22 protein-coding genes are annotated in these 20,249 nt (G+C 44.5%); 14 read left to right on the top strand and 8 right to left on the bottom strand.

All coding sequences use genetic code 11. From position 1 onward, the window contains the following. The first annotated feature begins 52 nt into the window (after positions 1-52). The 5 genes from ureA (at position 53) to Q5C82_RS01440 (ending at position 3,692) form a co-directional block, all read left to right on the top strand. Positions 53-370, top strand: a complete 318-nt coding sequence (gene ureA / locus Q5C82_RS01460; RefSeq protein WP_003221851.1) for an urease subunit gamma — start codon at positions 53-55, stop codon at positions 368-370. Beyond that, the gene (gene ureB / locus Q5C82_RS01455) at positions 367-741 is read left to right on the top strand and encodes an urease subunit beta (protein ID WP_003221850.1); all 375 of its coding nucleotides are present in this window, start codon (positions 367-369) and stop codon (positions 739-741) included. The genes ureA and ureB overlap by 4 nt, the downstream gene beginning before the upstream one ends. Continuing rightward, positions 738-2,447, top strand: coding sequence for an urease subunit alpha (ureC, locus tag Q5C82_RS01450; protein WP_003221849.1), 1,710 nt, complete (start codon positions 738-740; stop codon positions 2,445-2,447). Before ureB ends, ureC begins: the two co-directional genes overlap by 4 nt. A gap of 133 nt (positions 2,448-2,580) precedes the next feature. Next, positions 2,581-2,982 (top strand): Rrf2 family transcriptional regulator, encoded by a 402-nt coding sequence (locus Q5C82_RS01445; protein ID WP_003221848.1) that lies wholly within the window; start codon positions 2,581-2,583, stop codon positions 2,980-2,982. A gap of 68 nt (positions 2,983-3,050) precedes the next feature. Next, the gene (locus Q5C82_RS01440) at positions 3,051-3,692 is read left to right on the top strand and encodes an NAD(P)-dependent oxidoreductase (protein ID WP_003221847.1); all 642 of its coding nucleotides are present in this window, start codon (positions 3,051-3,053) and stop codon (positions 3,690-3,692) included. Positions 3,693-3,726: 34 nt separating this feature from the next. Here Q5C82_RS01440 and Q5C82_RS01435 read toward each other — a convergent pair whose 3' ends face one another. Beyond that, entirely contained in the window at positions 3,727-4,116 is a 390-nt protein-coding gene (locus Q5C82_RS01435; RefSeq protein WP_003221845.1) for a DUF5362 family protein, read from the bottom strand. Between the two features lie 145 nt (positions 4,117-4,261). Here Q5C82_RS01435 and Q5C82_RS01430 point away from each other — a divergent pair, with 145 nt between their 5' ends. After that, positions 4,262-5,035 (top strand): MerR family transcriptional regulator, encoded by a 774-nt coding sequence (locus Q5C82_RS01430; protein WP_003221843.1) that lies wholly within the window; start codon positions 4,262-4,264, stop codon positions 5,033-5,035. A gap of 21 nt (positions 5,036-5,056) precedes the next feature. On the opposite strand, the gene cls is transcribed toward Q5C82_RS01430, so the two are convergent. Further along, complete coding sequence (gene cls, locus Q5C82_RS01425; protein ID WP_003221841.1) at positions 5,057-6,505, bottom strand: cardiolipin synthase; 1,449 nt, start codon at positions 6,503-6,505, stop codon at positions 5,057-5,059. A 243-nt stretch (positions 6,506-6,748) separates the two neighbouring features. Between cls and Q5C82_RS01420 the strand changes: the two genes are divergently transcribed. Beyond that, complete coding sequence (locus tag Q5C82_RS01420) at positions 6,749-7,183, top strand: DUF5392 family protein (RefSeq protein ID WP_003221839.1); 435 nt, start codon at positions 6,749-6,751, stop codon at positions 7,181-7,183. A gap of 106 nt (positions 7,184-7,289) precedes the next feature. Here the strand turns inward: Q5C82_RS01420 and Q5C82_RS01415 are convergent, their stop codons facing one another. From Q5C82_RS01415 to Q5C82_RS01405, 3 genes are all read right to left on the bottom strand, one after another. Then, on the bottom strand, positions 7,290-9,080 hold the full coding sequence (locus Q5C82_RS01415) for an N-acetylneuraminate synthase family protein (protein ID WP_003221837.1): 1,791 nt from the start codon (positions 9,078-9,080) through the stop codon (positions 7,290-7,292). Between the two features lie 230 nt (positions 9,081-9,310). Beyond that, positions 9,311-9,820 (bottom strand): DUF5362 family protein, encoded by a 510-nt coding sequence (locus tag Q5C82_RS01410; protein ID WP_003221836.1) that lies wholly within the window; start codon positions 9,818-9,820, stop codon positions 9,311-9,313. Further along, positions 9,817-10,308 carry a GNAT family N-acetyltransferase gene (locus Q5C82_RS01405; RefSeq protein WP_079996661.1) on the bottom strand — a complete coding sequence of 164 codons (492 nt, stop codon included), beginning with the start codon at positions 10,306-10,308 and terminating at the stop codon, positions 9,817-9,819. Before Q5C82_RS01405 ends, Q5C82_RS01410 begins: the two co-directional genes overlap by 4 nt. A 140-nt stretch (positions 10,309-10,448) precedes the next feature. Between Q5C82_RS01405 and spoIIQ the strand changes: the two genes are divergently transcribed. Both spoIIQ and Q5C82_RS01395 read left to right on the top strand, forming a co-directional pair. Beyond that, on the top strand, positions 10,449-11,321 hold the full coding sequence (gene spoIIQ, locus Q5C82_RS01400; protein ID WP_003221832.1) for a stage II sporulation protein spoIIQ: 873 nt from the start codon (positions 10,449-10,451) through the stop codon (positions 11,319-11,321). A gap of 110 nt (positions 11,322-11,431) precedes the next feature. Next, positions 11,432-11,869 carry a VanZ family protein gene (locus tag Q5C82_RS01395; protein ID WP_003221831.1) on the top strand — a complete coding sequence of 146 codons (438 nt, stop codon included), beginning with the start codon at positions 11,432-11,434 and terminating at the stop codon, positions 11,867-11,869. Positions 11,870-11,894: 25 nt separating this feature from the next. On the opposite strand, the gene bcrC is transcribed toward Q5C82_RS01395, so the two are convergent. The 3 genes from bcrC to amtB all read right to left on the bottom strand — a co-directional run bounded on the left by bcrC (position 11,895) and on the right by amtB (position 14,230). After that, positions 11,895-12,476, bottom strand: coding sequence for an undecaprenyl-diphosphate phosphatase BcrC (gene bcrC / locus Q5C82_RS01390; RefSeq protein ID WP_013308068.1), 582 nt, complete (start codon positions 12,474-12,476; stop codon positions 11,895-11,897). A 177-nt stretch (positions 12,477-12,653) separates the two neighbouring features. Beyond that, the gene (locus tag Q5C82_RS01385) at positions 12,654-13,004 is read right to left on the bottom strand and encodes a P-II family nitrogen regulator (RefSeq protein ID WP_003221829.1); all 351 of its coding nucleotides are present in this window, start codon (positions 13,002-13,004) and stop codon (positions 12,654-12,656) included. 11 nt (positions 13,005-13,015) lie between these two features. Further along, entirely contained in the window at positions 13,016-14,230 is a 1,215-nt protein-coding gene (gene amtB, locus Q5C82_RS01380; protein WP_003221828.1) for an ammonium transporter AmtB, read from the bottom strand. Between the two features lie 270 nt (positions 14,231-14,500). On the opposite strand from amtB, the gene Q5C82_RS01375 reads away from it, so the two are divergent. The 5 genes from Q5C82_RS01375 to Q5C82_RS01355 all read left to right on the top strand — a co-directional run bounded on the left by Q5C82_RS01375 (position 14,501) and on the right by Q5C82_RS01355 (position 20,234). Beyond that, positions 14,501-14,962: a hypothetical protein gene (locus Q5C82_RS01375; RefSeq protein WP_003221827.1), complete on the top strand. Its 462-nt coding sequence runs from the start codon at positions 14,501-14,503 to the stop codon at positions 14,960-14,962. Between the two features lie 184 nt (positions 14,963-15,146). Beyond that, the gene (locus Q5C82_RS01370; protein WP_032727283.1) at positions 15,147-15,716 is read left to right on the top strand and encodes an isochorismatase family protein; all 570 of its coding nucleotides are present in this window, start codon (positions 15,147-15,149) and stop codon (positions 15,714-15,716) included. Next, the gene (locus Q5C82_RS01365; protein WP_013308066.1) at positions 15,716-17,074 is read left to right on the top strand and encodes an MFS transporter; all 1,359 of its coding nucleotides are present in this window, start codon (positions 15,716-15,718) and stop codon (positions 17,072-17,074) included. Before Q5C82_RS01370 ends, Q5C82_RS01365 begins: the two co-directional genes overlap by 1 nt. Before the next feature lie 180 nt (positions 17,075-17,254). Then, positions 17,255-18,721: an allantoin permease gene (gene pucI, locus Q5C82_RS01360; RefSeq protein ID WP_003221821.1), complete on the top strand. Its 1,467-nt coding sequence runs from the start codon at positions 17,255-17,257 to the stop codon at positions 18,719-18,721. A gap of 106 nt (positions 18,722-18,827) precedes the next feature. Then, complete coding sequence (locus Q5C82_RS01355; RefSeq protein WP_032727382.1) at positions 18,828-20,234, top strand: nitrous oxide reductase family maturation protein NosD; 1,407 nt, start codon at positions 18,828-18,830, stop codon at positions 20,232-20,234. Positions 20,235-20,249 lie beyond the last annotated feature (15 nt).

The raw sequence follows: 20,249 nt of genomic DNA, 5'->3' as shown, positions 1-20,249 counted from the left end.
AAATTCGCAGTAACCGCATCCGCTTTATACGACAAAAGAAGGAGGACTACAGATGAAACTGACACCGGTTGAACAAGAGAAATTGCTCATTTTCGCAGCGGGGGAACTAGCCAAACAGCGAAAGGCGCGGGGCGTTCTGCTCAACTACCCTGAGGCTGCCGCTTATATCACCTGCTTTATCATGGAAGGCGCACGTGACGGAAGGGGAGTAGCCGAGCTGATGGAAGCTGGACGCCATGTGTTAACGGAAAAAGATGTGATGGAGGGTGTTCCTGAGATGCTGGACAGCATTCAGGTGGAGGCCACATTTCCGGACGGAGTGAAGCTTGTTACGGTACATCAGCCAATTTCTGCGGAGGTGAAGTCATGAAGCCGGGAGCATTCCAAATTGCTGAGGGAACGATTACGATTAATGAAGGCCGTGAGACACGGGAGGTAACGGTAAAAAACACCGGATCACGCTCCATTCAAGTCGGCTCGCATTTTCATTTTGCGGAAGCCAACGGGGCATTATCATTTGACCGTGAGCAGGCGATCGGCATGCGCCTTGATGTTCCATCAGGCACGTCGGTCCGTTTTGAGCCGGGCGAGCAGAAAACAGTCACGCTTGTGGAAATCGGAGGACGAAAGACAATTAGAGGCCTGAACGGAATGGCCGATACGTTTATCGATGAACGCGGCAAAGAAAAAACGTTAGCCAACTTAAAACAAGCCGGCTGGATGGAGGGTGTAATCCGATGAAAATGTCACGGAAGGAATATGCGGAGCTGTTTGGCCCGACAACGGGCGATAAAATCAGATTGGGCGATACGGATTTATGGATCGAAGTCGAAAAGGATTTCACAGTATATGGTGAAGAAATGATCTTTGGCGGCGGAAAAACGATTCGCGACGGCATGGGCCAAAACGGCAGAATTACGGCGAAAGACGGCGCTTTGGATTTGGTCATCACAAACGTCGTGCTTTTGGATTACACAGGCATTGTCAAAGCGGATGTCGGTGTGAAAGACGGCCGGATTGTTGGTGTCGGAAAAAGCGGAAACCCCGATATCATGAATGGAGTCGATCCGAATATGGTCATCGGCGCGGGTACAGAGGTGATTTCCGGTGAAGGCAAAATTTTAACAGCCGGAGGAGTGGACACGCACATTCATTTTATTTGTCCTCAGCAGATGGAAGTTGCGCTTTCTTCAGGTGTGACAACCCTTTTGGGAGGCGGAACAGGACCTGCTACAGGAAGCAAAGCGACAACATGTACGTCTGGCGCCTGGTATATGGCAAGGATGTTGGAAGCGGCCGAGGAGTTTCCGATTAATGTCGGCTTCTTAGGAAAAGGGAATGCATCCGATAAAGCGCCGCTGATCGAGCAGGTGGAAGCAGGCGCCATCGGCCTTAAGCTTCATGAAGACTGGGGCACGACGCCAAGCGCTATCAAAACGTGTATGGAAGTTGTGGATGAGGCTGATATTCAAGTCGCCATCCATACCGATACGATTAACGAAGCAGGCTTCCTGGAAAACACGCTCGAGGCAATCGGGGACCGCGTCATTCATACTTATCACATTGAAGGAGCAGGCGGCGGCCATGCCCCGGATATTATGAAGCTTGCCTCTTACGCAAACATTCTGCCGTCATCCACAACGCCAACCATTCCTTATACCGTTAATACGATGGATGAGCATCTTGACATGATGATGGTCTGCCACCATTTAGATGCGAAAGTGCCTGAAGATGTGGCGTTCAGCCATTCCAGAATCAGGGCTGCGACCATTGCGGCAGAGGACATTCTCCATGACATCGGCGCGATCAGCATGACATCATCGGATTCCCAAGCGATGGGGCGTGTCGGTGAAGTGATCATCCGAACATGGCAGGTAGCCGATAAAATGAAAAAGCAGCGCGGCGCTCTTGCCGGCGAAAACGGAAACGACAATATGCGTGCAAAACGCTACGTTGCCAAATATACAATTAATCCGGCGATTACTCACGGGCTCAGCCATGAAGTCGGTTCGGTGGAAAAAGGGAAGCTCGCAGATCTCGTTCTGTGGGATCCGGTATTTTTCGGCGTAAAGCCGGAACTGGTCTTAAAGGGCGGCATGATTGCACGTGCGCAAATGGGAGATCCGAACGCGTCCATCCCGACTCCTGAACCGGTGTTTATGCGCCAAATGTATGCGTCTTACGGAAAAGCCAATCGCTCAACCTCCATTACATTTATGTCTCAGGCAAGCATTGAGCGGGGGGTGGCGGAAAACTTAGGGTTGGAAAAAAGAATTTCTCCTGTCAAAAATATCAGAAAACTGAGCAAGCTGGATATGAAATTGAACTCAGCATTGCCGAAGATTGAGGTTGACCCAAAAACCTATCAGGTCTTCGCTGACGGAGAGGAATTGTCTTGCCAGCCTGTCGATTATGTTCCGCTTGGACAAAGATATTTCTTATTCTGACAAGACGCGGCCGGAGTGCATCCGGCCGTTCTATTGACTCAAAACGGTGCACAAGAACCCTGTATTTAGTGTATATTAGATGTTGACAAACGAATTAAATGTAACTATTATAGTTACAACGGTGGTGAAATACATGATTAACAGCCGTCTTTCTGTTGCCATTCATATTTTATCCCTCATCTCGATGGATGAAAAAGAATCTTCAGAAACCATCGCTGGCAGCGTCAACACCAATCCTGTTGTCGTGCGAAGAATGATCAGCATGCTGAAAAAAGCGGATATTCTCACATCCCGAGCCGGGGTGCCGGGTGCAAGCCTTAAAAAAGATCCGGCTGATATTTCTCTTTTAGAAGTCTATCGGGCTGTCCAAAAGCAAGATGAACTCTTTGCGATTCATGAAAACCCGAATCCGAACTGTCCGGTAGGGAAAAGAATTCAAAATGCATTGGATGAAACGTTTGAAAGTGTGCAAAAAGCGATGGAAGATGAACTGGCAAGCAAGTCATTAAAAGATGTTATGAATCATCTCTTTTAATCAAAAGGGATGACTTCTCACCGCTAACATGTAACTAAAATTGTTACAAATAAGGAGGAAAATGAATTATGAAAATTGGCATTATTGGCGCAAGCGGAAAAGCAGGAAACGAGATTTTGAAAGAAGCGAAAACAAGAGGCCATGAAGTGACTGCCATTGTCCGAAACGCTTCAAAAGTGCAGGAACAGGACATAGCGATTTTGGAGAAAGATGTGTTTGAACTGACTGCAGAAGACATCAAGCCTTTCGATGCGGTTGTAAACGCTTTTGGAGCAGCGCCTGGCCAGGAACATCTTCACGTTGAGGCAGGCAGAGCGCTAATCAACATCTTAAAGAATGCGAAAAACACAAGATTGCTTGTCGTCGGCGGAGCAGGAAGCCTGTTTGTTGATGAAGACAAAACAACCCGTTTAATGGATACACCGGAATTCCCGAAAGAGTATTTGCCGACTGCATCAAATCAAGGGGAGAACCTGAAAGATTTGCAGAAGACAGACTCCATTTCCTGGACGTTCCTCAGCCCTGCGGCATTTTTTGATCCGGCAGGAAAACGGACGGGTTCTTATCAAAAAGGAAAAGACAATGTCATCGTAAACGAAAAAGGCGACAGCTATATCAGCTATGCAGATTACGCTATTGCCGTATTGGATGAGCTTGAACAACCTGCACACAAAAATGAACGCTTCACAGTGGTAAGCGAAGCGGAATAATAAAAAACCCGGAGCTTCCTCCGGGTTTTTCTCATTAATAAGTGTTGTACGTATTATAATCGCTGAAAAGGCCGTCAGCAATCCCAAGCATTAAGAAGACGAAGAAGGCGATAATCGCTAGAATGGATACAGCAATGCTTACGATTAAATAAATCCCTTGCATCTTTACAAACTTCGCGTAATTCTCCAGCATTAAGTCTTCAGACTGTTCGCTATTGTGTTCAGCCATTTGCCCTGCTTCTTTAGCTGAACGCATCAAAAAGATTCCGGAAATAATTTGCAGTACGCCCGGCACGGCACCGATTAGAAAAAAGAACGCGCCTGAAAGCGCGGTAATTGCGCCCATAATAATAAATAAAATGCCTGTTGCTTTTCCCCATTTCGAGATGCTTATGAGGGTTTTGTTCATTGTTTCAGGATTCATGTACACTGTCTCCCCTTTACAAAAAAATACTCACTTTTCTTTTATACACTATTTGTGAGAAGTTTTGTATATAAAAAATAACATTTTTGGGATTGACCCTAACGCTGCGTGATTGTTTACGATAGAAGAAGAGGAGGTGTTATGTATGAAATACCAAGTCAAACAAGTGGCGGACATAGCGGGTGTCAGCATTCGGACGCTTCATCACTATGATGATATTCAGCTTCTGAATCCTTCAGCGCTTACTGACGCAGGGTATCGTTTGTACAGTGATGCAGATCTGGAAAGGCTCCAGCAGATTTTATTTTTCAGGGAAATTGGGTTTCGTCTGGATGACATTAAAGAGATGCTGGATCATCCGAATTTTGACCGGAAAGCGGCACTTCAGTCGCAAAAGGATATGTTGATGAAGAAAAAACAAAGAATGGAGGAGATGATTCAAACGATTGACAGGACGCTTCAGTCTATTGAGGGAGGAGAACATATGAATAAGCGGGATTTATTTGCTGGGTTAAGCATGAAAGACATTGAAGAGCACCAGCAGACATACTCTGATGAAGTCAGAAAGCTGTATGGAAGGGAAATTGCAGAAGAAACAGAGAAAAGGACATCTGCATATACGTCGGACGATTGGCGCGCGATCATGGCTGAATTTGATTCGATTTACAGACGAATTGCGGCACGAATGATACACGGTCCCGATGATGCAGAGGTTCAGTCCGCTGTGGGGGCGTTCCGTGATCATATTTGCCAATATCATTACGATTGCACACTCGACATTTTCAGAGGGCTTGGAGAAGTGTATATCACTGACGAACGATTTACAAATTCAATCAATCAATATGGAGAAGGCCTTGCCGCTTTTTTGCGGGAGGCGATCATCATTTACTGTGACCAACAGGAAAAACCCCGGCTGTAAAGGCCGGGGTTTTGGCACATCTTATAAAATCGGCGACAACAGGCGCGAGACGGATTCTTTAATTCGAATCCACAAGGGGCGCTGCAGGTATTCCTCATAGGTGTATTTCCTGGATACGAGCAAATCTTCTTTAAATGTAGAAACCAGTTTTTTTGCAATGGTGATATCGTAAATAAATGCATTAACCTCAAAATTCAGCCTGAAGCTTCGAACATCAATATTTGCTGTGCCGACTGATGCAATTTCGTCATCCACTACGATGGTTTTCGCGTGAATAAAGCCGTTATCATAGATATAGACAGTGGCTCCGGCTTTTAACAGCTCGCCGATGTACGAAAGTGTCGCCCAGTATACAAAGGCATGATCAGGCTTGTTCGGGATCATAATGTTGACGTCAATGCCTGACAGGCACGCGATCCTTAAAGCATCCAGCAGGCTTGCGTCGGGGATAAAATAAGGCGTTTGAATTAATATGGAACGCTTGGCATTCGAAATCATTTTAATGTAGCCATTTTTAATTTGTTCCCATTCGGAATCCGGGCCGCTTGTGACAATTTGCATCCCGACGTTGCCTTTTGGGCCGTAATCAGGAAAGTGATTCGGAATATATGTCAGCGTATGGTGATGGGAAGCCTGGTTCCAGTCAAGGATGAAACGTGTCTGGATGGCGTGCACGGCCGTTCCCTGAAGCCGGATATGCGTATCGCGCCAATAACCGAATTTCGGATTAAGGCCGAGATACTCATCTCCGACGTTAAAACCTCCGACATAACCGATTATTCCGTCTATGATGACAAGCTTTCGATGGTTCCGGTAATTCAAACGCAAGTTAATTGGCCTGAGCTTTGAAGGGAAAAAGACCTCCACATGCCCGCCGGCCTCACGGAGCTCTTTAAAAAACTTTTTTCTCAGCGTTCTGGACCCGAGTTCATCATAAAGCACCCTGACCTGAACGCCTTCTTTCGCTTTTTGGATGAGAGCGTCCCGTAATTTTTTGCCTAATTCATCACCTTTATAAATATAATATTGTAAGTGGATATGATCTTTAGCCTTCGCAATGTCATTCAGCAGCCGCTGAAACTTATCCCGCCCATCTGTAATCACGTCAACTGAATTATCCTCCGTAAACACCGCATGGTTATTCATGATAAGCATATAAATTAAATCTTTGTTATCAAAGGTCGCCCGGTTGTTGAACTGAAATTGCTTGTTTTCTAAATCTTCAAGCTGATGCTTCAGCAGCTTTTCAATTCCGATCTTTTTTCGGTCCTCCCATTGAAACAAATGCTTACGCCTGAGATTATGGCCGAATAATAAGTATAAAATAAAGCCTAATACGGGAATAAAGAAAAGAACAAGCAGCCACGCCCAAGATGCGCTGGCATCGCGCCGTTCTTTGAAAATGACAATGATGGCCAAAAGAATATTCAAAATGAAAAAAAGTGATAAAAGGATGGAAAAAATACTCACTTTGTAACCCCGCTCATTCATATTTATCAAGAAGATTGCCATTAGTATTCCATGATTAACAGCGATCTGATTCCCATTACAAATTATAACACTCACATTTTAAAAGAATAAAGAGCGGCGATCCAGATTCTTCGTGAAAAATACGGGCAGATTTCTTTAAAACGAGCTTGCACCTGCGTTAAAATAAACTCATATGATAACGTCCGTGAAGCCTTGCAACATCAAATAAAGGGGGAGGATTACATGAACTTTTACAGAGTCGAACAAATGCCGGGGTTCATTAAAACAGAAATGCAAAAAATTCAAAAGGCCGTACAGCCTTTTATGAAAAAAACCGTCATTTACCGTTTTCTTGCGATTCCGCTTGCTGCATTCTCTCTCTTTAATTTAGCAACTTTTCTATTTCACGCTTCAGCTGACAGGGAGTCCTTGATCAGCGCAGGGATATTCGCCCTTTTGGCGGCGCTTGGGCTGGCATTTTTCAAAGAAGCAGGCTATCAGCATAAACAAATCCAAAAAACGGTTCACATCTATATGCTGAACAGGATCAAAAAGAGCGAAATCCTTTCAGAAGAGCGGAAAGACTCCTATACGCGACAGATTAAGGAAGAACCGTTTGCGATGCGAAGTTTTGTGGAATTTTTGACTGAGGAAGACAGACGCAAGAAAATGTATTAAATAAGAACTGCACCCGAAATGTTGGGATTTGCCTGACAATCGGGTGTTTTTTAGATACTAGGGATGTGGGCAGTCTAAATAAAAATGCGTCGTTTTTGGTGAGATATTATTTGTTCTCCGATAGCAACAGCGTTGCTTTGTTAATTTCCTCCACTAGAGATGTCTGATCGATCCATTTGGTCGACACATCTTGATTTATTTTTGAAACATGTTGGTTTGCTGATAAATAATCTCTTATCTGGCTGAAATAGAGCGGTTCGTTTTTGACATCCAGGTTTCGATATATTTGTTCAAACAACTCTAAGTCTTTAGGTTCATCCAGGGTTAAACGCCAAGATGGATAATGGAGTTCTTCTGGCAGGCTGACTTGATTGATGGAAAATAGGGAAGGGTTGTTTAAAAAATAAAAAGAAAGATATTCTGTATGGGTTAATGGTTTTGGCTGCTGCACAAGCCGCTGAAGGGCTTCAACAGTAATGACATTACCGGAAATCCCTGCTGAACTTGAAAGCTCCTGAGTATAATCTGCTCCTTTTTGCAAGTGCCGGTCAATTAAATATTGAAGCACTTCAGGTGAAACCACTGGGCAATCACCTGTCACACGGATAATGATATCGGCTTTTGTTAAAGCTGCGGCTTCAAGCATTCTTTCTGCCACATTTTCGGGGGCGCCTCTCACGATTCTGACTTTTCCGTTTAGAGTGAAAGCTTCAAGCGGGTCGTCTTCAGGAAGATTTGAAGTTGCCAATACAACTTCATGAACACCAGGGACAGCCAGGCAATTGATTAAACAGCGTTCAACAGATGGTATACCGTAAATAGGGAGCAGCGCTTTTTTCGGCAGACGAGTCGATTTTAGCCTACATATCACTGCAATCGCAATTCTTAGACTTTTTATTTCGTTGGGTGTAATGGGCTGGTTTAACGATAAATCAGCAGTTGCTACTTGAGGAAATGCGTCCTCGGCTTGTAAAGGCATTAATGCATTCTCATTTCCGCATCTTTTGGAGCTTGTTTTATTCAGTGTAATGATTTCTCCTTTTTTTATATTCTGGTTGGCTGTCACACGTAATGATGAATCATGCAAATACTTTCTTTCGGATGCATTTACTTCAGGTGAGCCAGTTGCTATTTGGGCCTGCTGGAGCTTTTCCGTCATCAGTTTGAATTCGTTCGGCTCTAGGGAAGAATAATAATCATACCCTTTAGCTGCCCGATGTAGGGTAATATGTTTTTCAATAACAGCTGCCCCTGAGAAAAATGCATAGACAGGAAGGTCGGCAGCAAGTGGATGATCTGCGTCAATGTGATCCGCAAATCCAATTTGAACCTGGTATCTTTTTTGTAAATGTTGAATTCGTTTTAGGTTAATATCCTCTAATTTTGTCGGATACCCTTGAAATCCGTGCATGAGAATGAGCTGATTTGCCATATGTTGTTTTACAAGGGACATCATCTGATCGATCTCTTCTTCGTACCATCCTCCAATCCCGATGAGCACAGGCTTCTCGGTCATACCGATCGTTTTCATGATTTCCGTGGATTGAAGGATGGTTGTTGGAAGCTTTATGCCATCAATGTCATGCTGCAGGTGCAAAAAGAGCTCTGCCCCCCATGAATCGAAAATATCCACCCAAATTTCTAATCCAAGTCTTTTTCCATAAGCGACAAAATTTTTCCATACATCTTCATTCAAAAACAGCTCAATATACGACTCATAAGCAAAAAAACACGGTGTTGCAATACAGTCATACTTGAACCACTGAAATTTCACTCCATCTGCTCCGCTTTCTGCGGCAGCCTTGATGAGTGCTTTAAGGCTCTCCTCTTTTCCTTGATGGGCGTTTGCGATTTCAGCAATGACTTTTACTTTTTCCGGTAAGCTGCTATTTTCCACTATGTCTCACTCCTTTACGTTATTGAGACAATCCTGCGGTAATACAAAGTTAGCAGGAGTCACTCCTGATTGAAAATCTCTTCTTTTATTGATATATGCTTTATAAAGGACTCGGTGCTTACGCCAGCCTGCTTTGATTACATATATAGAAGAAAAATAGGCAAATAAAAAAGGCATGGTTCCATCTTATATGGAACTCATGCCTCGTTTTGTCTGCATCATTTCAAACTTTATTCAAACACCGGATCATCCTCATAATAATAAGAATCTGGATCTTCATACGTATCGGTGCTTTCAAAAGCAGCAATGCCGATAACCACCAGCACGAAAATGACCAAAATGATCCCGATCAGGCCAGTGACGATACTGGATGCTGCGTAAAACAGCTGCATTTTAATAAATGTCCCGTAATTCTCGAGCATGCTTTCGCCAGCGCTGCCGGCAAGATTTCCTTCGGCCTCCGCGGCTGCTTTTGCTGAACGCATCAGAAAGACGCCCGAAATAATGAGCAGTACGCCCGGGATGGCGCCGATGACTGTTATTAAGGTAGACAGAGTAACCAGCGATCCCATAATGATCAGCAAAATGCCTGACATTTTGCCCCACTTGGCAATGTCTGATAGCGACTTGACAGCAGAGGGGCTCAGCTGGCGGCTCTCACTTTCTGCAGGTACAATCTCCTGCTCAGCGGGGCTATTTTCATTTTCAATCTCGTTTTCATCTTTATCCAGACTAATCATGACAGCTCTCTCCCTAAAATTTTTAAATCGTATCTTTTGCCGTCCATTTCGGCAATGCCGGGGAATAGTCCCCATTCTGCAAAGCCGTGCTTTTCAAACAGCTTCAGGCTTGGTTTATTATGTCCGAAAATGAAGGCCATAAGTGAGCGGATTCCAAGGTCCGGCGCAATGCGGAGCGCTTCCTGCAGCAAATACGATCCAGCGCCTTTGCCGCGGCATGCTTCGTCAATGTATATGCTGACCTCCGCTGTTTTATTATAGGCGGGCCTTCCATAAAATGTTTCAAAGCTGATCCAGGCAGCGACGTTCCCGTTTTCGTCCTCGGCAACATAGAGGGGCCGTGCCTCTGTATGGCCCAAAAACCATTCCATCCGGTCTTCAGGAGTTACCGGTTCGATATCGGCTGTTACCATTCGAGAAGCAATCGTTGAATTATAAATCGCAACAACAGCCTCCAGATCTTTATATTCAGCAAGACGCAATGTCATGTTCATACGTTTTTGGCACTCCTCTCAAAAAAATGACATATTTTCGTATCAGTCTGCGCAAACTACATCTAAAAAAGTTTTTTTGGATAGGTGTATATATTTTCAGAAAAGTGTTCAGAATGTTGCTGAGGTGATAAACAATGAGAGAGGAAGAAAAGAAAACTTCTCAAGTCAAAAAACTTCAGCAGTTTTTTCGTAAACGCTGGGTGTTCCCTGCAATTTACTTAGTCAGTGCGGCCGTCATTTTAACAGCTGTCCTTTGGTATCAATCTGTATCAAATGATGAAGTGAAGGATCAGTTAGCTGATAACGGCGGAAACTCCGCATATGACAACAACGACGATGCAGTTGAAGTAGGAAAGTCAATGGAAAATGTCGCAATGCCGGTTGTTGATTCTGAAAACGTTTCTGTTGTGAAAAAGTTCTATGAAACCGATGCCGCAAAAGAAGAGAAAGAAGCAGCACTCGTTACCTATAATAACACGTACAGCCTAAGCAAAGGAATTGACTTAGCTGAGAAAGACGGAAAAGATTTCGATGTTTCTGCTTCTCTGAGCGGTACGGTTGTTAAAGCTGAAAAAGATCCAGTGCTGGGATATGTTGTGGAAGTAGAACATGCCGACGGATTATCGACTGTGTACCAATCTCTTTCTGAAGTAAGTGTTGAGCAAGGTGACAAGGTAAAACAAAACCAAGTGATCGGAAAGTCTGGCAAGAACCTTTACAGCGAAGACAGCGGAAATCACGTGCATTTTGAAATCCGTAAAGATGGAGTCGCAATGAACCCGCTGAACTTTATGGACAAGCCGGTTTCTTCTATTGAAAAAGCAGCAGCAGCTGAAGAAAAAGCTGCCACTGAAGAAACAGAAGAATCCATTCAGCAATCCTCCGAGAAAAAGGATGGATCAACTGAAAAAGGAACAGATGAAAAATCCGGTGAGAAAACGGATGATTCAACTGACAAATCTGGATCTAAAGAAAGCAGCACAACAGAAGACACTGAACAGTCTTAATGAAGAAAACGTCTATCCGTGTGATGGGCGTTTTTTTCTGTTACTTTTTGCTTTATTTGACCGTCTATGTAGTTACACAAAGGCACGTTCGCTATAAAGGAGATTATGTCATGAACCGTCTACTGCTCTCAGGCTGGACCCTTTTTATTCTGCTCTCTGTTTGTACGGAAAGTTTCAGCAGCATGATCATATCGCAAACGGTGGCTTTTCATTTTCAGCCGCATCCTGATCTGTCTCAATTTCTAGACGTAGATTTTACTGAGCTTACTGTACCTGCAGCGCTTATCCAAAAAATCGGGCACGTGTTTTCCTTCTTTGTGCTGACATATTTGCTGTGGAAACAGCGTGGCAGCATAAAATCAGCTGCAGCCGGCTCATTCGCGTTTGCTTTTTTCACAGAAGTTCTTCAGCTCTTCTTCAGCAGGAACGGATGTATTCGGGATGTGCTCATCGATACTGTTGGAATTGTATTGTTTTGTGGTTTATATGTGTTAGCGAAGCGGAGAAAATATGAGATGTACAAAAAATATGAAAGCCGGCTGTCTTAGGTTCAGACGCCGGCTTTTGTTTTTTCTAGAAATTTTGATCAGTTTGTTTTTTCGTCAGTTTATTGATGATGGCTTCATAGATTCTCACAATCAAATCAACGAATGGGCGAAGCAGATCTGAAAATCTAAAGAATAGGAACCCGATAATGATGGAGACAACAAGGCTGCCCAATACATCTACCGGATAGTGATGCCCTACCCAAATTCTCGAAAAGCCTGTCAAAAGCCCGAAAATGACAAGCGGCCAGCCGATTTTGCGGTTTCTGAAAAGCATCGCAATAGAAATCGCTAACGCACCTGTCGTGTGGTCACTCGGAAATGAAGCATCCGCATCATGCGGAATCAGCGTATGCACGGTGTGCGCAACGAATGGGCGCGGTTCGAAATAAACTTGCGTAATCAAAAAGTTGATGACAAGACCCGCAATTCCTGTAAGGCCCGCGTAAAGCACATTTTTTCTGCTTTGCGTGTTCCCGAACAGCCAGAGACCCAATAGGATAAGGGCGTAGGCGACAATCGCATATTCCGTTATGAACACCATAATAGAATCGAGAACTGAATTGTGATGAGATAGTCCATGGATGGCTTTAAACATTTCGTAATTCAAATAATCACCTTTTACATTTTTAATAATAGACTCATTATACTCATAAAAAGTTTCAAATCAAAAAGAGTTTGTTAAAATGCGTGACGCTTGAAGAGAATTCGAAGGGGGGACAGTGTTTCTGGGGGTTTTTTCTATACGCAAAAAAGAGATCCGAAATTCCGAATCTCTTCAAAACGATTACAGTGCTTCAGGTCCTTCCTCGCCGGTGCGGATGTTGATTGTATTACTGATTTCATAGACAAATATTTTACCGTCACCCGGTGATCCCGTTTTCAGAACCCTTTTAGCGGTCTCAGTCACTTGATCAACAGGAACTTTGCTGACCACAATTTCAATTTTTAAACGCTCATATACATTGCTTTCTATTTTTACCCCTCTATAAAGCTCCGTGTGTGCTTTTTGAAGACCGCAGCCGTGAACATTAGAGAAGGTCAGAGAGGTGACTCCGATTTTTCCGAGTTCCTGCTTCAGCTTTTCAAAATTTGCCGGACGCGTTACAATTTCTACCTTGAACATTTGACCGCTCATAGCGTCACTCCTCACATAGAATCTTGATATGCTTTTTCCCCGTGCATCGTTAAGTCAAGCCCAAGTGATTCTTCTTCTTCGGTTGCGCGAAGGGGAAGGAAGAGGCCTACAATTTTAATAATAACGAAAGTAACAATAAAGACAAAAACATAAGTAGCGGCGATGGCTACGATTTGTTTCCAGATTAAGCTGGCGTCACCGTAGAATAATCCGTCCGCGCCCGCTGAATTAACAGAGGTTGTCGCGAATAATCCTGTTGCGATCCCGCCCCATGTGCCGCCGATGCCGTGCAGTCCAAAGGCGTCGAGCGCGTCATCGTATCCGAATTTCTTTTTAAGCGAGAATACGCCCCAGAAACAAACCGCTCCGCCAATGATGCCGATAATAATGGATGCGAAAGGTGTGACAAATCCGGCAGCCGGCGTAATTGCGACAAGTCCGGCGATTGCGCCAGATACCGCTCCGAGCATCGTAGGTTTTTTGTTAATGATCCATTCTACTAAGATCCAGCCGGCAATTCCGGCGGCTGCGGCAGTATTTGTGTTGATGAAAGCGTACATGGCCACACCATCTAAGGTCAGGGCGCTGCCAACGTTAAAGCCGAACCAGCCGAACCAAATTAAAGCCCCTCCTAAGAAGGTGTAAATGAGGTTGTGCGGAGAAGACGCTGTGCCGTCTTTCCGTTTGCCGAGCACAATAGCGAGAACAAGGCCTGCCACCCCGGAGGAAATATGAACAACGTTGCCGCCGGCGAAATCGAGCGCGCCAAGCTGGCCGATCCAGCCGCCGCCCCATACCCAGTGCGCAACCGGTGTGTAAACCAAGGAAGCCCATAAAACCGAAAATAAAAGAAAAGCGCCGAATCGCATCCGCTCTGCGAAAGCCCCGGAAATAATGGCTGTAGTCAGAACAGCGAACGTCATTTGGAACATCATAAATAATGAGTGAGGAATGGTATCGCTGTAATCTCCGGGATCAAATCCGACCCCTTTCAGACCGGCCCACTCCAGTCCGCCAATGATTGAATTGCCTGGTGCGAAGGCAAGTGTATATCCGAACAGCACCCAAACGATGGAAACAATGGCGATAGAAGAGAAACTGTGCATCGCAGTGCTCAGCACATTTTTGCTTTTTACCATTCCTCCATAAAATAACGCTAATCCCGGGGTCATCAGCCACACGAGTAAAGCGCAAAAGAACATAAAAACTGTATCGCCCATTTGCATGTCTCATTCCTCCGTATCTTTCAGAATTATTATATTTCTTCATTATAGAGAAAAAAGAACGATAAAACATTTTCATGTTAGATTTCCTAACATGGTTTTTTAGGGAATGTTATCGAGGGATCTAAAGAATGGAAAATGGCAGTTTTACGATATAAGACTTTATATCTATAAAAGGAGCCTATCCAAATGAATAGAAAAGTTGATTGACAATTATTGGATCATTTTATATTGTATTAAGTGTACTAACTCAATTAATACACCTGAGGGGTTATGAATAAAGGCGGCAGGCTGAGGAGAGCGGTAAGTAAATCGATTCCAGCGACGTTCCGATTGTTTTTAGCTTTTAATTTTTTCGTGTACGGCCTGGCGAAAGTGATGATAGGCCAGTTTGGCGAGGTGACCCCTGAAATTGAGGCGGCTGCTGGTAAGGGGTTTACAATTGCGTGGACATTTTTCGGTTATTCTCATGTTTACGAACTGTTTATAGGTTTCGGCGAAATCGTTGCAGCTGTTTTATTACTGATTCCGCGAACATCTGCATTAGGGGCCATTGTTTTTATGCCGATTATTGTGAACATCGTCTTGATTAACTATTGTTTTGATATTGGCGTGCAGGATCTTAGCACGATATTAATGGTCATGTGTCTCTTCCTGCTTTGGGTGGACCGCCGAAAATTCATGGGCATTTTCAGACAGAAGCCGATAAACGGCGGGCAGGTGATGAAGCGATGACACCCCTTATGATTACTGTGCTTGCCGGTCTGTTTGTATGCACGACCTGTTACTATTACATAAAAGAAAAATCATGAGAAAAGCGCCCCTTCTGTGAGTTTCACAAGCATCATAAAAGAACTTAGGCAGAGTGAAGAGTAAAATATGCTATGCGAGAAACACTAACAGCATCAGGAGGAGACGTATGATGAACACACTCAATATTGATTTTCAAAAAACTGCATTGGTTATCATTGATTTGCAAAAAGGAATTGTGCCGATAGATCAAAGCGGACAGGTTGTCCCAAATGCGAAAAAACTCATCGGTGAATTTCGGAAACATAACGGATTTATCAGCTTTGTGAATGTAGCCTTCCATGATGGAGCGGATGCGCTGAAGCCGCAAACCGATGAGCCTGCGCAGGGAGGTTCGGGGGAAATGCCTGCGGACTGGGCTGAATTTGTTCCGGAAATCGGTGTGCAGGATGGAGATTACACTGTGACAAAACGGCAGTGGGGCGCATTTTTCGGCACGGATTTAGATTTACAGCTGAGACGCCGAGGCATTGACACGATTGTATTGTGCGGCATCGCGACGAACATCGGGGTGGAAAGCACAGCACGCGAGGCATTTCAGCTGGGCTATCAGCAGATTTTTATTACAGATGCCATGTCCACGTTCAGCGAGGAAGAGCATGAAGCCACACTGCGCTTTATTTTTCCGAGAATCGGTAAATCGCGGACAATGGAAGAATTTCTAGCACAAGTGAAATGATGATATCGAAAAAAAGCCGTGCTGTTTTTTTGACAGCGGTGGCTTCAGGGACGATGCTGAATCCGCTGAACTCGTCTATGATTTCTCTTGCGCTCCATAGTATCCAGCATGAATTTCATCTGTCGTTTACAACGGTTTCCTGGCTGATTTCCTCGTTTTATCTTGCGAGTGCCGTGGCTCAGCCCGTAACGGGAAAGCTCGGCGATTTGATCGGGCGAAAACGCTTGTTTTTATTCGGTCTCATACTTGTTGCGGTTTCTGCCATCGGGGCACCGTTTGCGCCAACGTTTATGACATTATTGATCATGCGGCTGTTTCAATCGGTAGGGAGCAGTGCGATTTATCCGTCAGGAGTCGGACTGATTCGGAGTCATATTCATGAACGGCAGGCATCAGCCTTGGCAGTGCTCTCTATTTTTGCGTCTGCCATGACGGCGCTCGGGCCGACTGTCGGCGGTTTTTTGATTGTGTGGGGCGGCTGGCCGGCGATCTTTATCGTCAATTTGCCGTTTATTATCCTCAGCTTCTTATTAGGCATGTATATGTTCCCGAAAGATCAGAAAAAAGGGGCTGGAATCAAAACGATTATTCGGCAGCTCGACATTCTTGGGATTGTTTTATTTGCCGGAGGAATCATTTTGCTTCTATCTTTTCTGCTGTCATTCAGCACGTCGCCGCATGCGGTTGAAGGTGTGCTTGGCGTGTTTCTGCTCGGTGCATTTGTTTGGCGTGAGCTGAAAACGGAAAAACCATTCATTGATGTCCGCCTGTTTAAAACACAGCGAAATCTGTCAGCCGTGTATGTTCAGTTTATTTTACTGAATGTTTTCTTCTATTGTTTATTTTTTGGGCTGCCGAGTTATTTTCAGGATGAAATGCATCTTTCTGTTCAAACGAGCGGTCTGTTTATGCTGTTTATGTCTGGTATGAGCATCGTAGTGTCACCTATTACGGGCAAATGGATCGACCGATCAGGCGTCGTCAAGCCGATTTTTGCGGGCGCGCTTTTGATGACGGCTGGAGCGGTGCTTCTAACCATCTTTTTTATCAACGCTCAGGTGATCGGGAAAGGCTTTATCCTGTCAATCTTAGGTATAGGCTACGGACTTGGAAATGTTGCGCTGCAGGCAGCAATGCTGAAAACGAGTCCTTCCAACATGGTAGGAACGACTTCAGGGCTGTTTCAAACCTGCCGTTACTTAGGGTCGATTTTGTCTTCGGTGATCCTTGGTATTCTTTTTGGAAAAGAAATCACGGCGGCCCATTTTGATATGATGGGAATCATCATGATCATAGCGGGCGGAGCAAGCCTGTTAATGGCTGTGAGATTTGCTGCATTAATGAAAACTGCATCATGAAAAAAGAGGCAGGCGCTGAGTCTGTCTCTTTTTCTTGTTCAGGCTGTTCAAATAAAATCAGGAAAATTGTATATCATAGCCAATGCTATTGTCTGACTCTTCAGTTATATTAAGTGACATCGAATGTAAGAAAACTGAACATAGGACGAAAAACAGACAATATTGAAAGGGGCGCCGGCTATGAAATTAAAAGAGAGTCAATCCAACAGACTGAGCAATGAAGATCTGCTGCCTTTGGGACAGGAGAAACGGACGTGGAAAGCAATAAACTTTGCCTCCATTTGGATGGGATGTATACATAATATACCGACCTACGCGACGGTGGGCGGATTAATTGCGATCGGCCTTTCGCCTTGGCAGGTGCTGGCGATTATTATTACGGCATCGCTTATCTTGTTTGGGGCTCTGGCTTTAAACGGCCACGCGGGGACAAAATACGGGCTGCCGTTTCCGGTGATCATCCGGGCTTCTTACGGAATATACGGCGCGAATATCCCCGCGCTTCTAAGGGCGTTTACAGCGATTATGTGGCTTGGTATTCAGACCTTTGCAGGAAGCACGGCACTGAACATTTTGCTTTTGAATATGTGGCCGGGCTGGGGAGAAATTGGCGGCGAGTGGAACATCCTTGGCATTCACTTGTCTGGTTTGCTTTCTTTTGTCTTCTTTTGGGCTATTCATTTACTCGTATTGCATCATGGCATGGAATCGATTAAGCGCTTTGAGGTATGGGCAGGCCCTTTAGTGTATCTGGTATTTGGCGGCATGGTATGGTGGGCCGTTGATATTGCCGGAGGACTGGGGCCGATCTATTCTCAGCCAGGAAAGTTTCATACGTTTTCAGAAACGTTCTGGCCGTTTGCTGCCGGAGTTACCGGCATCATCGGCATCTGGGCGACATTGATCTTAAATATTCCTGATTTCACGCGGTTTGCAGAAACGCAAAAAGAGCAAATCAAAGGGCAATTTTACGGTTTGCCGGGTACCTTTGCGCTGTTTGCGTTTGCCAGTATTACTGTGACCTCCGGTTCGCAGGTTGCTTTCGGCGAACCGATTTGGGACGTTGTCGATATTTTGGCGAGGTTTGATAACCCTTATGTCATCGTATTGTCCGTGATTACGCTCTGCATCGCCACGATCTCTGTAAATGTCGCGGCGAACATCGTATCGCCCGCTTATGATATAGCGAATGCCCTGCCGAAATATATTAATTTCAAACGCGGCAGTTTTATCACTGCGTTGCTTGCTTTATTTACTGTTCCGTGGAAGCTGATGGAGAGTGCGACAAGCGTATATGCGTTTCTCGGCTTAATAGGCGGCATGCTTGGTCCGGTGGCAGGCGTGATGATGGCTGATTACTTTATCGTTCGCAAACGTGAGCTCTCGGTAGATGACCTGTATTCTGAAACAGGGCGGTATGTATATTGTAAAGGCTACAATTACCGTGCGTTTGCAGCCACGATTTTGGGTGCGCTTATCTCGCTAATTGGTATGTATGTTCCTGCATTAAAAAGCTTATACGACATTTCTTGGTTTGTAGGTGTGCTGATTTCATTTCTTTTCTATATTGTTCTGATGCGTGTTCATCCGCCGGCATCATCGGCGGTTGAAACGTTTGAAACTGGGCAGGTTCGCCAAGCTGAATAAGATCTATATTTCACGGTATATATTCATATTTTTGAAATGGTTTTCCATAAATAGAACATTTATAATTGTTTTAGAAATCTATTCTAAAACGAAATGGGAATCGAATATGAGAAAATGGTATTTTATTCTTTTGGCAGGTGCTTTAACGTCTGTTATCCTCGCTTTCGTTTTTGATAAGACAAAAGCGAATGAGGAAGGGTCTGGAGATTACCTATATGTTTCGCCACATGGCAGTGATCAAAGTGAAGGGACAAAAGAAAAGCCGTTTCGCACACTGGCACACGCTTCAGATGAGGCTGGCCCCGGCACAACCGTTATGATTCGGGGAGGAACGTATCATGAAACACTTGTTGTAAAACACAGCGGCGCGGACGGAAAGCCTATCACATTCCGAAACTATGAAAATGAAAAAGTCGTGATTAGCGGAGAATCCATTGCGGACGCAAAATATGAAACGCCGCTCATTCATATTCACGATAAACACGACATTGCCATCAGCGGTTTAACGATTCAAGATCTTTCTGTTTCATCTGAGGAAGCAACTGCTATGGGGATCTATGTATCAGGATCCAGCAGTCATATTGCGATTAAGAACAATCATGTCCGGGATATTAAGACAACAGCGGATGAAGGAAATGCCCACGGAATCGCAGTCTATGGGTCTGGCAGCATGAAAGACATTCAAATCGAGGACAATACAGTTGAGAAGCTGACGCTTGGAGCGAGTGAAGCGGTTGTGCTGAACGGAAATATTGACGGCTTCACTATTTCTGGCAATGTGGTCCGCAACAATAACAACATCGGGATTGATCTTATTGGTTATGAGGGAACCGCAGACAAAAACGATTACGTTCGAAACGGAGTCGTAGAAAACAATACGGTTTATCAAAACTCAACTTACGGGAACCCTGCTTATGGAGATGATTACTCAGCGGGCGGGATATATGTTGATGGCGGACACAGCATCGAGATTAAGAAAAACACAGTTTACGATAACGATATTGGAATTGAAGCAACGTCTGAACACAAAGGGAAATATGCAACTGCTATTCAAATAACAGACAACAAAGTGTACAACAATGCATACACCGGTATTTCAATCGGGGGATATGACAAAAAGCGGGGCGGCACCAGCAATTCTCTGATTGCCCGCAATATTATGTACCGGAATGACACAAAGGGACTGTATGGCGGACAGCTGCTGCTGCAGTACGATGCGAAAAACAACACAATTGAAAAGAATATATTGACGGCCAGTGATTCCAGATTATTTATCGGAAACGATTTTACGGCAAATGAAGGCAATACGGTCAATCATAACGTGTATCATAAGGAAGCGGATCAAGACGGCATATGGATGTGGAAAAAGAATGAATACGATTCATTTTCGTCGTATCGAAAAGCAACAAATAACGATCAGCAATCCATTTATGCCGATCCAATGTATCGTGATGAAGAGTCCTATGACTTTACATTAGATCCAGATTCACCTGCACGGCCGGTCATTGAATAATATGCCATAAGCGGC

The organism is uncultured Bacillus sp., from assembly GCF_958411575.1.
Classification (GTDB): Bacteria; Bacillota; Bacilli; order Bacillales; family Bacillaceae; genus Bacillus; species Bacillus spizizenii.
The sequence above is the reverse complement of the archived record's forward strand: the minus strand, read 5'-3'. Positions and strand labels throughout refer to the sequence as shown.